Source organism: Flavivirga abyssicola (assembly GCF_030540775.2).
In the GTDB taxonomy this organism is placed as follows: Bacteria; Bacteroidota; Bacteroidia; order Flavobacteriales; family Flavobacteriaceae; genus Flavivirga; species Flavivirga abyssicola.
In genome coordinates this window covers 869,443-883,877 of sequence record NZ_CP141266.1, presented here as the reverse complement: position 1 = coordinate 883,877, position 14,435 = coordinate 869,443, and the positions used below count along the sequence as shown (strand labels likewise).

Here is a 14,435-nt window from a genome sequence, read left to right as displayed (position 1 = left end):
TAACAAAAAAGCTTAAACCACTTCTATGCCTAATTGGTTAAACATTACTATACTTGTTTTTGTCGCTTATATTGTAATAAGTATTGCTTTGTATTACCTACAGGACTATATGTTGTTTAAACCTGAAAAGCTTCCTAAAGATTTTCAGTTTAATTATGAAAATCAGGAATTTAAGGAGTATAATTTAGAAACAAGGGATGGTGCAATAATTAATGGCGTTCGTTTTTTTCCTAAAGGAGAGAGTAAGGGAGTTGTATTATATTTAAAGGGAAATTCTAAAAGTATTAAAGGATGGGGAAAGTTTGCCGTCGATTTTACCAGACATGGTTATAATGTTTTAATGGTCGATTACCGAGGTTTTGGAAAAAGCACAGGGAGACGTTCACAAAAAGCTATTAAACGCGATTTACAAAAAGTTTATGATAAGATAAAAGAACTCACAACCGAAGATAGAATTATACTTTACGGGAGGTCTTTAGGTTCTGGATTTGCAGCTAAATTAGCTTCGATGAACCAACCAAAAATGCTTATTATGGATGCACCTTATTACAGTTTAACCAAAGTGACTGCGCGTTATGCGCCTTTTATGCCTTTGTCTATTTTATTAAAATATCCCTTACCAACTTATAAATGGTTAAAATATGTGCAATGCCCCATACATATTATACACGGCACGAACGATAAACTTATTCCTTATAAAACAAGCGTTAGATTGTCTCTTGTAAACCCGAAGTTAACCAAGTTGTATTCGGTAATTGGTGGTGGACATAAAAATTTAAATAACTTTGAATCCTATCATAAAATGATTCATGAAATTCTAAATAGAGTTCCCGAAGAAATAGATTTATCAACTACAAGTATACATGTCAAACATACGTCAAAGAAAAGTAATACGAAGATTTAAAAAAGTAGGTATTATTTTAATAAGCTTATATATTCTGGTTGGAGCCTTAATCTATTTTACACAGGAAAAAATGCTGTTTTATAAAATGGAGTTGCCTCAAGATTATACGTATACGTTTTCATATCCTTTTGAAGAATTATTTTTTAAAACTGAAAAAGATGCGGTTATTAATGCTATTCATTTTAAAGTAAAAACCCCTAAAGGAGTTATTTTATACTTCCATGGAAATGGAAGCAATTTACCTCGTTTAGAGAAAATTTCAGGGTATTTTATAGAAAAGGGGTATGAGGTTTTAATTATGGATTACAGGGGGTATGGGAAAAGCACTGGCGTATTAAGCGAAGGAGCGTTTTATAATGATGCTCAATATTGTTATAATTATTTGAAAGCGCATTATGATGAATCGGATATTATACTATATGGACGTTCTATTGGAACAGGTATAGCTACCTTTTTAGCTTCAGAAAACAACCCTCAACAACTTATCTTAGAAGCGCCTTACCATAGTATTGAAGATGTTGCGAACCGTAGGTTTCCTATATATCCGACAAAAGGGATGTTAAAATACAAGTTTCCTAGTTTTAAGTATATTTCTAATGTGAAATGTCCAATTTCAATATTTCATGGAACCGACGATTTTGTTATCTCTTTTAAATCGGGTAAAAGGCTTTTTAGTGACGCTCCTAAAGCGTTGGCAACGTTTATAGAAATTGAAGGCGGGAGACATACTAATTTAAATCATTTTAAAGCCTATCACAATCAAATGGCAAAATTATTACCTTAATCTAACGTGAGTTTCTATGTAATATTTTTGTAACATTTTGATTTTTAGATGTTTAATGTGTTGTCAGGTCGAGTACTTCGGCTATAGTTTATACTGAGCGCAGTCGAAGTACTCAGTATAAACTGAAGTCGAGACCTATTGAAATTTGAAGTCATTTAAGAACCTCTCGACTGCGCTCGAGGAGACATTTTCCTGAATATTAGTCGGTTGTAAGTAATAATTGTGATTACTTGAACTCACGTTAATCTACTTCAAGTGTTGTTAAATGGTATACGGGAATTCCGGTTTCAGTTACTCCTTCAATCTTAATAGCGTAATTACTTCGAGTATCGCTCGTAAAGAAAGAAACTTCAGATTTACTAGCATCTCTGGTAAGTTTTATTTTGGGCTCCCAATGTAAAGTGGTTCTAATATCTCGCTTAATAGCCTCATCAAAACCATTTAAATGATCTGGAGCATAAAACTCCCGTGCTGTATAAAACCCTACAGCTTTAAAATCTATAATTCCTGGTTTACGTTTAACATTTATATTTCTAATGCCGGCTCCGGTTTTGGAATGTATAGCAATAACACCATTTCCACTATTACTAAAAAAGGCGGCATCTGCTCCTTTTAATATATCTATAAACTCAATTTCACTACCATTTATATAGGAAATATCGGTTATTTCAACGGGCATTCCATCTAAAAAAATACGAGGAGTTCCCCCATTTCTTATGGAGATAGAATCATTATTAACGTTTACTCCGGGAACCATAGCTAATAAATCAAAAATAGTTAATGATTCACTATTAGGGTAATCATTTAAATCTATTCTGTTTGATGGAAATCCATAATCGGTTCTCTCATTTAATAGTTCGTTTCTTTTTTCTCGTTCCGATTTTCGTTGTGCTGTAATAACGACTTCATCAAGCACTCTTGCGGATTCTTCAAATTCAGCTTCTATTTTTGTAATGGATTGAGATTGCTTTATAAAATTGGTTATTTTACGCTTGTCATTTACATTTGGTTTTAAAAGTGTATTTCGCGAAACTTTTGGGCTATTATTAAAATCGTCTTCCAGAAGGATATTAACAAATCGGTTTTTTCTATTGTCATCCGATTTAAAATCTTTAACACGTGCTTCAATAAGTGTGGGAATGGAATCATTAAAAATAAAAGGGCCGTATTTGAATATCCCGTTAGCATTTGATTGTTTTTTGTCCTGATAGGGATCACTCCCCATAAAAGTAATTCTGGTAGCAGCAGAAAACGACTGCTTGGCTCCTTTTAAGGCCGTTGTACGTCCTGAAATATAAATTCCTGTTTCTGGTTTAAAGCTTGCCTTTTCTGTTGCTGCATTATACAAGATATGATTCCATGTAAAACGTCTCCAGCCATGCGTAAGCATAACCAAATCTAATAAATAATGTCTTTTTAGGTCGTTTTCTTTTTCAAAGAAATAACCGGGATTTTCAATGTTTCCTCTTAAATCGGAATTCAATAAAAGATATGTTTTAATATTTTCACTCTTAGAATTTTGTCCAACAGCATCTAAGTCACTTACAGACATTGATAAATTCCCGAGAGCCTGATTCCCATTTTTATCTGCTAAGTCAATTTGAATAGTAACTTTATCTCTGGTTTTATAAACTGTTTTGTTTTTGCTAACATTAATGTTTATATCATTTACCGGGTTGTTTACATATACCAAACGTTCACAAACAGGTTTTCCGCTATTATCAAATAAGGTGAAACTAGCTACACCGTCTTGTAAATTGTTTGTGTTTAATTTTATAGTATAGGTGTTTTTATTTTCAGTTTCCAGTTTTTCAAAAAAGAGCTTACCTCTTTGATGTGCCACCAAAAAGGAATTTTTTAAACCTAAACCTACATTGGCAGTGGCTTTTAGAATAATTTGATGACCATTGTTTACAATGCTTAAATGGTAGCCTTGTGGAAGCGCTTTTGGTAAAGGGTATTTTATTTCCTGATTGTTAATAATTACACTCGCATAATAACTTTTGTTCGCTTCAGGTGTAATGGTTATATAGCCTAAACCAAACTCAAAAGTTTCAAATGGGCAAATTGTAGTGCCATCAGAATCTTTAATATTGCCTTTAACAATTATATCTCTATTTTGTTTGTCTTTAACTTTAAGTGCTACTTTAGAATTTAATCCGTTAATTAAATAACCACTTTCTGGATAAAAGTTAATTTCAGGTTTTTCAACTAACTCTTTTTCTAATAAGGGGGGCTGGGGGGTCTCTAAATCAACTACCGTGTTGTTTAAACTATCGTTTACTGCTAAATTCCAAATAGGAATCTGTTTCTGAAAAAAGTAATCGGCATCTTTATTTCGCATATAATTGGTATACGCTCTTAGCATATAATTTCCCGGAGCCCATTCCTTTTTTATTTTGAAGTCGCCCGGAACACTAATATCCTTTGTGTACAGTTGTTTTTTAGAAACAATACTATCTTTTTCGTTAATTAATTCTACATAAATAACCCGACTTTTATCCGATCTTTTATGATCAATACCATTAACTAAATAGGCCGTATACCAAATATCTTCTCCTGTAGCATAGTAAGGTTTGTCTGTTTGTACATATACTTTTTCAGGATAGTCACCTATGTAATTCTGAAGTTTTTCTATCACTAATTCTCTAAAGTTGTTAGTAATTGTAAAAGAAAAAAGTGTAATGACGGTGATGCAGATTACAAGTTTTTTAATCATATTTAGTGTAAGAGGGGTTTGTTTTTTAATTTATAAATATAGCTACAATTTTTAATAGTAACTGGTAAAATAATTTTAAGGTTAGACTAAAAGATAATCGTTTGGTTTAATTGATTAAAAGATTGTTTTTAGCTTTTAGAATCCTTAAAAAATTAACATATTATTATTCTTTTTATTAAAAAAAGTTAAAGCCGTAATTATTAATGTTAAAAGTTTCTAAATCAAAGCAATTATGATCAAAAAACATGCCAATTTTGCAATATGAAAATGACAAAAAAATATAAAAATATGATAAGATTAGCCTTTATTTTTAGCTTGTTGTTTACGTTAAACACAACAGCTATCACCAACGGAAACACAGATGGTTTAAAGCAACCAACATGCGAAGAACATTATTTGGATGTTAGTAGTATTGAAGTTTATGAAATAGATGAGGAAATAGAAATTGGTTTTGATACCAAAGCATATTTGCCAGAAAATTTCAACCCTTTAAAAGGGCTACATGACATAGATTGGAGCGTTGTAGAAATTTACAAAGTTGAAGAGGAGGTAGAGCTTGGTTTTGATACAGAAGGTTTTCTGCCAAGAAACTTTAATCCTCTAAAATGAAAAGGAGATTTAGATTAGAATTCTATTGTGCTTATTGAAATTAAAGAAGAGATTGATATAAATTTATAGTTAGTTTAAGTTGTTAGTTTGGTTAGTTAGTTAAAAAGCCAGTAATGTAAAAATTACTGGCTTTTTGTTTTATATGAATTCGGTATAATAGAACTCATCTTGACTTTTTGTTTTTAACCGAAAATGAGATAAAATTTGTTCAGATGAGGCATTTTTTGCAAAGCATAGTAGTGCTAAGCATAAAAAAAGTAACAAAATATGGGCGAATTTTAGCCATTTTTCAGGAAATAGAAAAAGTCAGGATGAGTTCAAGTTAAACCATTTCAACAAAGAGGCCATCATCCGTTTTTTCAACCTTGGCTAAACTATTTTTAGTTAATTCTTTAATAGTTTTATCCCATTTTTTATTAGATAAACCAGACTGTGATTTAAGATCGTTAAGAGCAAAACGCTCTGCTTTTTTTAGCAAATCTAGAAGTGCTTTTCCTTCTTCACTAATAGCAGGTGCTTTCTTTTCGGGTCTCATTTGCGGGAAGAATAAAACCTCTTGTATAGATTGGTTATTAGTTAAAAACATAATCAATCTATCCATACCAATTCCCATACCAGATGTTGGCGGCATACCGTATTCTAAAGCACGTAAAAAGTCATGGTCTATAAATTCTGTAGCTTCATCATCGCCTTTAGCCGCTAGTTTAAGTTGGTGTTCAAAACGTTCGCGTTGGTCAATAGGATCGTTAAGCTCAGAATAGGCGTTAGCAATTTCTTTACCACAAACCATGAGCTCAAAACGTTCCGTTAAATCAGGGTTTTCTCTATGTTCTTTACATAAAGGACTCATTTCTTTTGGATAGTCTGTTATATAGGTAGGTTGTATGTAGTTGCCTTCACATTTTTCGCCAAAAATTTCGTCAATCAATTTACCTTTCCCCATAGTATCATCCACTTCAATACCTAAGTCTTTAGCTGCTTGTCTAATGTCATCTTCGGTTTTTCCAGTAATATCAAACCCTGTAAAATGTTTAATAGAATCAGCCATTGTTACACGGGCATATGGAGCTTTGAAGTCTATTTCATGATCGCCAAAAGTGGCTTTGGTTGTTCCGTTTACGGCCATAGCACAATGTTCTAATAAACGTTCACAAAAATCCATCATCCAGTTGTAGTCTTTATAAGCTACATAAATTTCCATAGCTGTAAACTCGGGATTATGCGTTCTGTCCATGCCTTCGTTTCTAAAGTTTTTAGAAAACTCATAGACACCATCAAAACCACCAACAATTAATCTTTTTAAATATAATTCATTGGCAATTCGCATGTACAATGGAATATCTAAAGCATTATGATGCGTTATAAAAGGGCGTGCAGCTGCGCCTCCAGGTATTGGCTGTAATACGGGTGTTTCAACTTCAAAGTAACCAGAGTCATTAAAAAACTGACGCATGGCATTAAACAATTTGGTGCGCTTTACAAAAACATCTTTTACGTGTGGATTCACTACCAAATCTGCATAACGCTGTCTGTAACGTTGCTCGGGGTCTGTGAAAGCGTCATATACGACACCATCTTTTTCCTTTGGTAATGGTAGTGGTTTTAAAGCTTTGCTCAGTAAAGTAAAATCCTTGACTTTAACTGTTTTTTCTCCCACTTGTGTTGTAAATAATTCGCCTTCAACACCAATAAAATCACCAAAATCAATAAGTTTTTTAAAAACTTCGTTGTATTTTTCTTTGTCTTCTCCAGGGCAAATTTCATCACGATTAAAATATACCTGTATTTTTCCTTCGGCATCTTGTAATTGTGCAAAACTTGCTTTTCCCTGCACTTTTATCATCATTAATCTACCAGCAATAACAACCTGTTTACCATTTTCAAATTGGTCTTTTACCTGTTTTGAGGTATGGTTTACAGGATATAAATCTGCAGGGTATGGATTAATACCTAATGCACGTAATTTTGCTAACTTTTCTCTTCTTACAAGCTCTTGCTCTGATAATTGCGACATATTCTAAATACTGTGTGAATTTTAAAGGCACAAAGATAATCATTTGATTTACGATTTACGATGATTGATTTACGATTTTTTTCGGAGGCATCTTAGTTGATAAACCACGGGTTGCAATCTTTCTGTGAAGCACAAGATAAAAGCATTTTTCTTAACGATATTTAACATAAATTGTAACAAATTAGAAACGATAACGTCAAACAATTAATCATCAATCTATAACTGAGTTATCTCAGTATTAAAATAAATCAAAGTATGAGTTTCTGGAGAGTTTTACTGTCTATTATTTGCCCACCTTTAGCAGTTATTGATAAAGGGTGTGGTTCCATTTTTATTGTCTTTTTATTATGGCTTTGCGGTTGGGTGCCCGGTGTTATTGCTGCATTAGTTATTATTAACAATCCCAATAGATAAAAGTGTATCTTTGTTTCTTGAATTAAAACCCAAAACTTAATCAAATGAACAGGTTATACACACTTATCGTACTTATTATTTCCATCAGTTTTACCAGTTGTCAGTTTTCTGAAAACATTTATATAAATGATGATGGGTCTGGTAAAATGGAATTTTCTTTTGACGGCACCCAGCTTATGCAAATGGCAGGAGATAAAATGGGGGAAACTAATGAAGAAGCAATAGATTCAACCTTTAGTTTTAAAGAATTATTTGATGCAAAACGCGATAGTATTTCTAAATTATCAGAAGAAGAACAAAAAAAATTAAAGAATTTAGAGCCATTTAGCATGCATATGGTTATGAATCCGAAAACTTCGGAAATGAAGTTTGATATGTTTACAGATTTTAAAGAAGTAAGTGAACTTCAGGATATGTTTAAGGCAATGAATAGTTTTAGCGACTTGGAAAAAGAAAAAAAAGGAGGGCAATCTAATAGTCCTGCTAATCCATTTTCATCCCCAGGATTGGATAAGAGTACGACGTTAGAGTATGATTTTAATGGAAAAACATTCAAGCGGGTTGCTAAAATAGTTGATAAAGAAGCTTATAAAAAGGTAACGGATAGTTTGGGAGAGATGGCAGTTATGTTTGGATCTTCCATGTATAAATTAAATTATCATTTCCCTAAGCCAATCAAATCGGTTTCAAACGAAAAGGCCTTGTTTAGTGCCGATAGAAAAAGCTTTACCGTAGAGTTTGGTTTTATGGAATATTTATCAAATCCCGAAGCTTTAAATGTAGATGTTGTATTAGAGGATTAGTATTTTGAATAAACAAATTGCACTACAAGATTTAGGTTTTAAAGATTACAAACAAACCTGGGATTATCAGGAAACGTTGTTTAAGGCCATTGTAGATACCAAAATTAAAAACAGGCGGGAAGAAGCAGGTTTACAAACTAAGAATCATTTTTTGTTTGTGGAGCACCCACATGTATATACTTTGGGTAAAAGTGGCGATTTGTCTAATTTACTTTTAAATGAAGAACAGCTTACCGAAAAAGGCGCAACGTTTTATAAAATTAATCGTGGCGGGGATATTACCTATCATGGTCCGGGACAAGTAGTAGGCTACCCTATTTTGGACTTAGAAAACTTCTTTACAGACATACATAAATACCTTCGTTTTTTAGAAGAAATGATTATTCTAACCCTTGCTGAATATGGCATAAAGGCTGAACGTAGTGATGGAGAAACTGGTGTATGGCTGGATGTAGGGACACCATTTGCTCGCAAAATTTGTGCTATGGGCGTTCGTGCAAGCCGTTGGGTAACCATGCACGGTTTTGCACTAAATGTTAATGCCAACTTAGGGTATTTTGACAATATAATACCTTGCGGTATTCGTGGTAAAGCGGTAACCTCTTTAAATGTAGAACTTGGTGTGAAAGAAGTTTCTATGGATGAGGTAAAAGGAAAACTCCTAAAACATTTTGCAAACCTTTTTGAAGCAGCGTTTTTTTAGTTGCAAATAAAGTTTTCAGGTTTCCATATTATAACGGATTTATCTAACAGACTACGTTTAAAAGTATCGTCACCTATATATCCTAATATCTTACCCTCACAATTATAAACCGAAAGAACACTATTACAAAGTGCACAGCAATTACCAAAAATAAATATAGTACTAAATTTATAATATGTCTGAGAAACATATACTTCTCCGGTCTGAGCTAAACTAGATTGTTCTAACTCTTCAATAGCTTCCTTTAACCACTCTAAGTTTTCAACCGGGTTTGAAACATTACAGGTATTATTAAAATCATCATCACTTTTACATGAAAAAAAGGTGAGTAATATGAGTATAGCGAATAAAAGAGGTTTCTTCATAATGAATTATATTAGTAATACACTATAGATGAAGAAAAATCTGGATAGTTGCGTAAGAACTAGGCCTTTTTTAGATATTGTGATAGTCAATCCAGGATTTTAATCTCCCGACATACATTTTTAAATAGTTCTCCGATAGAAATATATTAGACCAATCAAATCTCTGAGACTGAATACCAAGATAAAAAATAAAAACAGCAATTCCAGCTTTAGGTATCAACCTCAATTCTTTTTTAGATAATGGTTTAATACTTTGGTAGCCATTCAAAAAAGCCTGTACTTTTAGTTGGTATTCTTTTTTATCAGTTTCAATATGAAACAATTGTTTACAGAAATAACCAATATCTAAAACCTGTGGACCATTTCCGCAAAAATCAAAGTCAAATATTGTCATTTCTTTTTTATTAGCGACACTCATATTATCATACCAAATATCCATATGAATAACTCCGTTTTGAATATTACTGAAATCAGTTTTTTGAAAAGAGTCACCAATTTTTTTAATAAATTCCATTTCAGGTAATGTTTCGGAAAAATATTGTTTTAAGTGTTTATAGGGGAGCTCCAAAAGAGATTTTTTATCATAAGATATTCTGTCGATAGTTTTGTTTAAGGTAAGGTTATGAATTTTTGCCATAAGTGTTCCAATTGAAAAACAGGTCTCTTGGTCCATAAACCTAACTTTATTGCCTTGTGCAAATGAAAAAAGTACGACATATCGAATGCCTTCGGGTGCATTTATTTCTTGAATGAATTGTCCGTTTTTATCTTGAATAGGAAAAGAAACACTTAAGTTATTTTCTTTTAGCAATGTTAAAAGTTTAATTTCTTCAAAAATTTCTGATTTTGATCTCCAATTATGGCTATAAACTCTCAAGACATAATTTGTTTTATTGTCTGAAAGAAAATAGGTGTGATTCATTCCAGTTCTAAATAGTTTACATTCGTAATCTTTATTCAGGTTGTATTTTTCTTTTGCAAATACTCCTAATGCTTTTGCTGAAATGGTAGAAGCTGTAACAGGGAAGACGATCATTTTTCTAATTTAAGGATAATATTATTTAGAGTGTCGAACTTATACTTAAGTATATGAATTGCGTTTTAAAACTGCCGCATCTTTTTTATCTGACTAATTTTTAAATAACAATTCAATTAATCCTCGGCATTAAAAAACACCTTATAGTAATGCATTTTTTTCTCATCATCATAACCACGTTCTAAATATTCTGCCGAAGCATCCGGAGCATCAATATCTAGTTTTATCTGTATGTTGGTGTCTAATTTTATATCCGTTTTAATCTTTTTCTTTTCTTTATTAACAACACGTTCTGCAACATCAAATTGGTTTCTAATCACCAAGTTTTGTTCACCTTCGTATTCCTTTTTATAATCTTCAAATTGTCTTATTTGCTTTTCACCTTCAAAAATGTCTTCTTTAAAACGTTCTACATTTACAACGTCGTTTTCTTTAAAGAAATCGATGGTCTTTGCTAAAAAATTATTATGTTCTTGCGCGCCATAACTGGTTTTTAAAACTTCGGTTGAGAATTCTTTGCAGAGCTCAATATATTGTTGGGTGTGGTTATTAGCATCATCGGCATATTTAATATTTAAAAACTGATTGATCCAATATTGTGCATCATAACTATTGTTATCTACACTCAAAATAATATGACCTTCAGTATCACTTTGATTTAAAATTAAGCATCCCTTATCTACTTTTTTAGAGCTTATTCCTTTTTGTACCAATACATCATAAGTCTTATTCTCTAAATAGGTTTGGAAGAAATTAACCTTGCTTTCTATCTTAAAAATACCAATAGCATTGGTAGTCATATCTTGATATTCAATACCTTCAAACATAACCACTAAAACATCTCCAGTTTTTATATTGGCAGAAGTAGATTGTTCGAATAAATGGGTTACGATATGTTTTGAAACATCTATAAAGGTATCTTCATCTTTAAATAGTTGTGTACAGTAGCTGTTAATCTCGTTTAAAGAAATACTGGCATGATGATTAAACCTATAACTTTGTACCACACTACCAAAAGGACGGAGTAAAAAAGGAAGCATTAAATCGTAGCTGGCTTCATCAAAATCGACTGTATTTTCAGAAAAAGCATTTTTAGTATCGTTAAACTTATTTCCAACTTTATGAATAATGAATTTTGAGATTGAAGCATTTTTTCGTGAAATCATATATCGTCTATTGAGTATGCAATACTATTAAAATAATTAGAAATAAGCGCAAAAAAAGAACGCCAAAGCAAATGCTTTGACGTTCAAGATCTGGGGACTTTAGATTTGGTTATCGTTATATTTTAAATTCGTTAAATTGGGGTACACCCAATGGACTGAATTTTTATTGTCAGTTAATTCTTAAATATTCATTTGTCACATAATATCCATTTAAGAAGTAGTCTAAAATTTCTTGAGATTTTTTATTGTAAATAATTGATTAATAGCTGCCTTAAAGATAAAAATTAGTTTTTCATATACAAAAGTTTTACATGATTTATGCTTATATATGAATTAATAACTAAATACTTTAAGAATTTAACTACAAACTAATTAATCTGATATAAAATGATAGAACTATTTTCGCCTTTACTCACAAATTCAAGATTTTTATCTTTATCAATATTATCTAATGTTATTGAAGAGTTTCCATATACAGGAAAGTTGGGTAGTAATTTTGCCTGACTATCATAGAGGTAAATTTTATGTGCTTGTTTATCGGTAATTGCTACATAAATTTTATCATTAATATAGAAAATGCGAGGAGTAGAATAATCACCATAATCGAGTTCTATAGTCTTACTTTTTATGGATAATTTATTTTCATCTAACATTACAAGGGTCTTACTTGTTGTTTCTAAATGATGTTTTTCTGATAAATTCAAACTTTTAATAGACGCATTTCCTCTGGTGTCTATGGTTATTAAATTTCCGTCTGAGGTAGTGGTTGCGAACTTGTTATTGTATAAGTAAATAGGCTGATTAGAGAATGAGCTGGATGTTTTTGGTGTAATTCTGGTTTTTCCGGTTCTATCTAAAATATAGAGCTTACTTTGGGTTTTAAATGAAATATAATCTTTAGAGCCAATTCTAAAATGTTTAGGTTGGCAAATTATAGTCTTGTTTGCAGATTTAAATGTAAATCCGTTTACAGTTTGTCCTTTTACATTATACATCAAAACATTTTTGCCTTGAGTTATAAGCAACCTGTAATTTTTGTTTTTATCATAATCAAAAACGGATAAAGGTTGCGTGATACCCTTGTTGAACTTCATAGGAAATGGCGCGACATTATTGCCGTTTCTATCAATAACATAAACCATATTTGAAGTTGCAAAAGCGAGTTGCAATCGACCGTTTTTATAAATATCAATTTGTTCAATAGGGCCTAATACGGCACCTTGTATTTGTTTTTTCCAAAGAATTTTTCCTTTGTTAGAAATTAAATGCAGGTTATTGTTTATGTCTTGTACAACAATCTCTTTCTGTTTGGTAATATGATTTTTTACAAACTGGGGATTGGTTAATATATCTGTGTTTAGTTTAATATTTAGCTCTTCAGATATAGAATTTAATGAAGCTCTGGATTTACTCTTTTTTATAATACCATTTACATGCGCGAAATTGGTTTCGTAAATAAATTGTATTGCCGATGTATTATAATTATTCAACTTATAGTTTAAGTCTTCTTCAAGATTTTTGTTTAAAATAATATTTAAAGAAGCAGGGTTTACTACGTGCATTAATGATGATGCATCACTTAAATGCTTTTTAATGTCTTGAAAATAGGTTTTCTCATTCAATGTCGTTTTGTTTTGATAATTAGCAATAATGTTTTGCAGTATATCAGTATTACTGGAAAACACGAAAAAGTTATCTAGAATACAGTATTTTTTAACGTTATTGAATGCTATTAAGGGAGCAAATGTCTCAGAGAATAGAAGCGGATGACTAAAGCTAAAAATATCAACTCCTCTATAAGAATCTATTTTATTTTGTTCGCTTAAAAGCGCATCTTTGGTGGCAATAACATCAATAGAGTTTAATGCAATGGCATGGTTTTTACCTTGATAAATAACTCCAACTTCAATAATGTCATTAAAAAGCGTCGTCTTGTTCGTTATGGAATCTTTATTATTAAACTTAGCTAAATTGGTTTCAAATGTTTTATAGTCATTAAAAGTAAAACTCATAAAGCCATCACTATTGGAAGGGGTAATAGTATGTGTTTGATTTTCTTGAGGAATGGTGCTTTTAAAAATATTGATCAAACTTTTAGATGAATCTGTGGCTTTAGTAATGCCATTAAAAATAAGATCATTTTGACTTATACTAATATCTGCAGTTATATAATTAGTGAATGTTTTTAAAGAAATAGAATCTTCAATAAAAAATGATTTTAAAAATGTGCTATTAGGTTTCAGAATAGCTGAGACCGTTTTATCGTCACTGGTTATGTTATATATTTTTTCTAATTCTGTATCTACTATAGAATTACTAAAAGTAGCATCGACAATACTTTTTGATGAAGAAGCAAAAAAGATACTATCAATAATAGTACTATAAAATATATTATTATTTAAAGATGATTTTGTTATGGTTTTGTTTTTATATGAAAGTGCTTCTTCAACATAGTTTGTTAATGAATCGGTTTTAAATAATTGTTGATGATGTTTTGTTATAATTGAATATTGTAAACTATCTTTTAAGTCTTTCGAAAAGCAAATTAATATATCGCTAGTAGGCTTTAAATAGGATAGGTAGTTTAATGTGTTTTCTAAATTTTTATAGGAGTTCGTTTCAGAAATCTTTTGTAGAAAATCACTGTTGTTAACACTGCTTTTTAAACCCTCAATATTCGATGTTTTTAAAACTATTGAAGTGTTTTCCGGTATAAAGGCAAAAAGTTCTGAACGACTTTTTTTAGTATTTGAACAGCTAAAAAATAATATAAGAAGGAGGGGGTAGCAAAAAGCTCTCATAAAATGAATTAATTTTTACAAACCTACATATTTTTCATTGAAGTGATTTAAACTTTTTCCATTGAAGTGAAAAAGTTTAAATTACTTTATTAATAGTACGTATAAATAGGACAAATA

General features: G+C 31.2%; 12 protein-coding genes. 6 read left to right on the top strand and 6 right to left on the bottom strand.

What is annotated here, in order from left to right; all coding sequences use genetic code 11:
- Positions 1–25 precede the first annotated feature (25 nt).
- The gene (locus tag Q4Q34_RS03485; protein ID WP_303319105.1) at positions 26–904 is read left to right on the top strand and encodes an alpha/beta hydrolase; all 879 of its coding nucleotides are present in this window, start codon (positions 26–28) and stop codon (positions 902–904) included.
- Positions 864–1,688: an alpha/beta hydrolase gene (locus Q4Q34_RS03480; RefSeq protein ID WP_303319104.1), complete on the top strand. Its 825-nt coding sequence runs from the start codon at positions 864–866 to the stop codon at positions 1,686–1,688. Before Q4Q34_RS03485 ends, Q4Q34_RS03480 begins: the two co-directional genes overlap by 41 nt.
- A gap of 241 nt (positions 1,689–1,929) precedes the next feature.
- Here Q4Q34_RS03480 and Q4Q34_RS03475 read toward each other — a convergent pair whose 3' ends face one another.
- Positions 1,930–4,407, bottom strand: a complete 2,478-nt coding sequence (locus Q4Q34_RS03475) for a TonB-dependent receptor (protein WP_303319103.1) — start codon at positions 4,405–4,407, stop codon at positions 1,930–1,932.
- A gap of 288 nt (positions 4,408–4,695) precedes the next feature.
- Here Q4Q34_RS03475 and Q4Q34_RS03470 point away from each other — a divergent pair, with 288 nt between their 5' ends.
- On the top strand, positions 4,696–5,016 hold the full coding sequence (locus Q4Q34_RS03470) for a hypothetical protein (protein ID WP_303319102.1): 321 nt from the start codon (positions 4,696–4,698) through the stop codon (positions 5,014–5,016).
- 322 nt (positions 5,017–5,338) lie between these two features.
- Here the strand turns inward: Q4Q34_RS03470 and lysS are convergent, their stop codons facing one another.
- A complete protein-coding gene (gene lysS, locus Q4Q34_RS03465; protein WP_303319101.1) occupies positions 5,339–7,030 on the bottom strand; it encodes a lysine--tRNA ligase in 1,692 nt (563 codons plus the stop codon).
- Positions 7,031–7,285: 255 nt separating this feature from the next.
- On the opposite strand from lysS, the gene Q4Q34_RS03460 reads away from it, so the two are divergent.
- The 3 genes from Q4Q34_RS03460 to lipB are packed head-to-tail and all read left to right on the top strand — an operon-like array spanning position 7,286 to position 8,950.
- Positions 7,286–7,444, top strand: coding sequence for a YqaE/Pmp3 family membrane protein (locus Q4Q34_RS03460; protein WP_135878136.1), 159 nt, complete (start codon positions 7,286–7,288; stop codon positions 7,442–7,444).
- Positions 7,445–7,488: 44 nt separating this feature from the next.
- Complete coding sequence (locus tag Q4Q34_RS03455) at positions 7,489–8,247, top strand: hypothetical protein (RefSeq protein WP_303319100.1); 759 nt, start codon at positions 7,489–7,491, stop codon at positions 8,245–8,247.
- A 4-nt stretch (positions 8,248–8,251) separates the two neighbouring features.
- Positions 8,252–8,950 (top strand): lipoyl(octanoyl) transferase LipB, encoded by a 699-nt coding sequence (lipB, locus tag Q4Q34_RS03450; protein ID WP_303319099.1) that lies wholly within the window; start codon positions 8,252–8,254, stop codon positions 8,948–8,950.
- On the opposite strand, the gene Q4Q34_RS03445 is transcribed toward lipB, so the two are convergent.
- The 4 genes from Q4Q34_RS03445 to Q4Q34_RS03430 all read right to left on the bottom strand — a co-directional run bounded on the left by Q4Q34_RS03445 (position 8,947) and on the right by Q4Q34_RS03430 (position 14,318).
- Positions 8,947–9,315 carry a hypothetical protein gene (locus Q4Q34_RS03445; RefSeq protein ID WP_303319098.1) on the bottom strand — a complete coding sequence of 123 codons (369 nt, stop codon included), beginning with the start codon at positions 9,313–9,315 and terminating at the stop codon, positions 8,947–8,949. The two genes, lipB and Q4Q34_RS03445, sit on opposite strands and share 4 nt — an antisense overlap.
- Before the next feature lie 70 nt (positions 9,316–9,385).
- Positions 9,386–10,351 (bottom strand): phosphotransferase, encoded by a 966-nt coding sequence (locus Q4Q34_RS03440; protein WP_303319097.1) that lies wholly within the window; start codon positions 10,349–10,351, stop codon positions 9,386–9,388.
- Between the two features lie 116 nt (positions 10,352–10,467).
- Positions 10,468–11,517: a nucleoid-associated protein gene (locus Q4Q34_RS03435; RefSeq protein WP_303319096.1), complete on the bottom strand. Its 1,050-nt coding sequence runs from the start codon at positions 11,515–11,517 to the stop codon at positions 10,468–10,470.
- 368 nt (positions 11,518–11,885) lie between these two features.
- A complete protein-coding gene (locus tag Q4Q34_RS03430; RefSeq protein WP_303319095.1) occupies positions 11,886–14,318 on the bottom strand; it encodes a ribonuclease HII in 2,433 nt (810 codons plus the stop codon).
- Positions 14,319–14,435 lie beyond the last annotated feature (117 nt).

What these genes read in the sequence shown, in the direction of transcription:
- Q4Q34_RS03475 (WP_303319103.1), bottom strand. Translation starts at nt 4,407, where the DNA reads ATGATTAAAAAACTTGTAATCTGCATCACCGTCATTACACTTTTTTCT.
- Q4Q34_RS03480 (WP_303319104.1), top strand. Translation starts at nt 864, where the DNA reads ATGTCAAACATACGTCAAAGAAAAGTAATACGAAGATTTAAAAAAGTA.
- Q4Q34_RS03445 (WP_303319098.1), bottom strand. Translation starts at nt 9,315, where the DNA reads ATGAAGAAACCTCTTTTATTCGCTATACTCATATTACTCACCTTTTTT.
- Q4Q34_RS03460 (WP_135878136.1), top strand. Translation starts at nt 7,286, where the DNA reads ATGAGTTTCTGGAGAGTTTTACTGTCTATTATTTGCCCACCTTTAGCA.
- lysS (WP_303319101.1), bottom strand. Translation starts at nt 7,030, where the DNA reads ATGTCGCAATTATCAGAGCAAGAGCTTGTAAGAAGAGAAAAGTTAGCA.
- Q4Q34_RS03470 (WP_303319102.1), top strand. Translation starts at nt 4,696, where the DNA reads ATGATAAGATTAGCCTTTATTTTTAGCTTGTTGTTTACGTTAAACACA.
- Q4Q34_RS03430 (WP_303319095.1), bottom strand. Translation starts at nt 14,318, where the DNA reads ATGAGAGCTTTTTGCTACCCCCTCCTTCTTATATTATTTTTTAGCTGT.
- Q4Q34_RS03435 (WP_303319096.1), bottom strand. Translation starts at nt 11,517, where the DNA reads ATGATTTCACGAAAAAATGCTTCAATCTCAAAATTCATTATTCATAAA.
- Q4Q34_RS03485 (WP_303319105.1), top strand. Translation starts at nt 26, where the DNA reads ATGCCTAATTGGTTAAACATTACTATACTTGTTTTTGTCGCTTATATT.
- Q4Q34_RS03440 (WP_303319097.1), bottom strand. Translation starts at nt 10,351, where the DNA reads ATGATCGTCTTCCCTGTTACAGCTTCTACCATTTCAGCAAAAGCATTA.
- Q4Q34_RS03455 (WP_303319100.1), top strand. Translation starts at nt 7,489, where the DNA reads ATGAACAGGTTATACACACTTATCGTACTTATTATTTCCATCAGTTTT.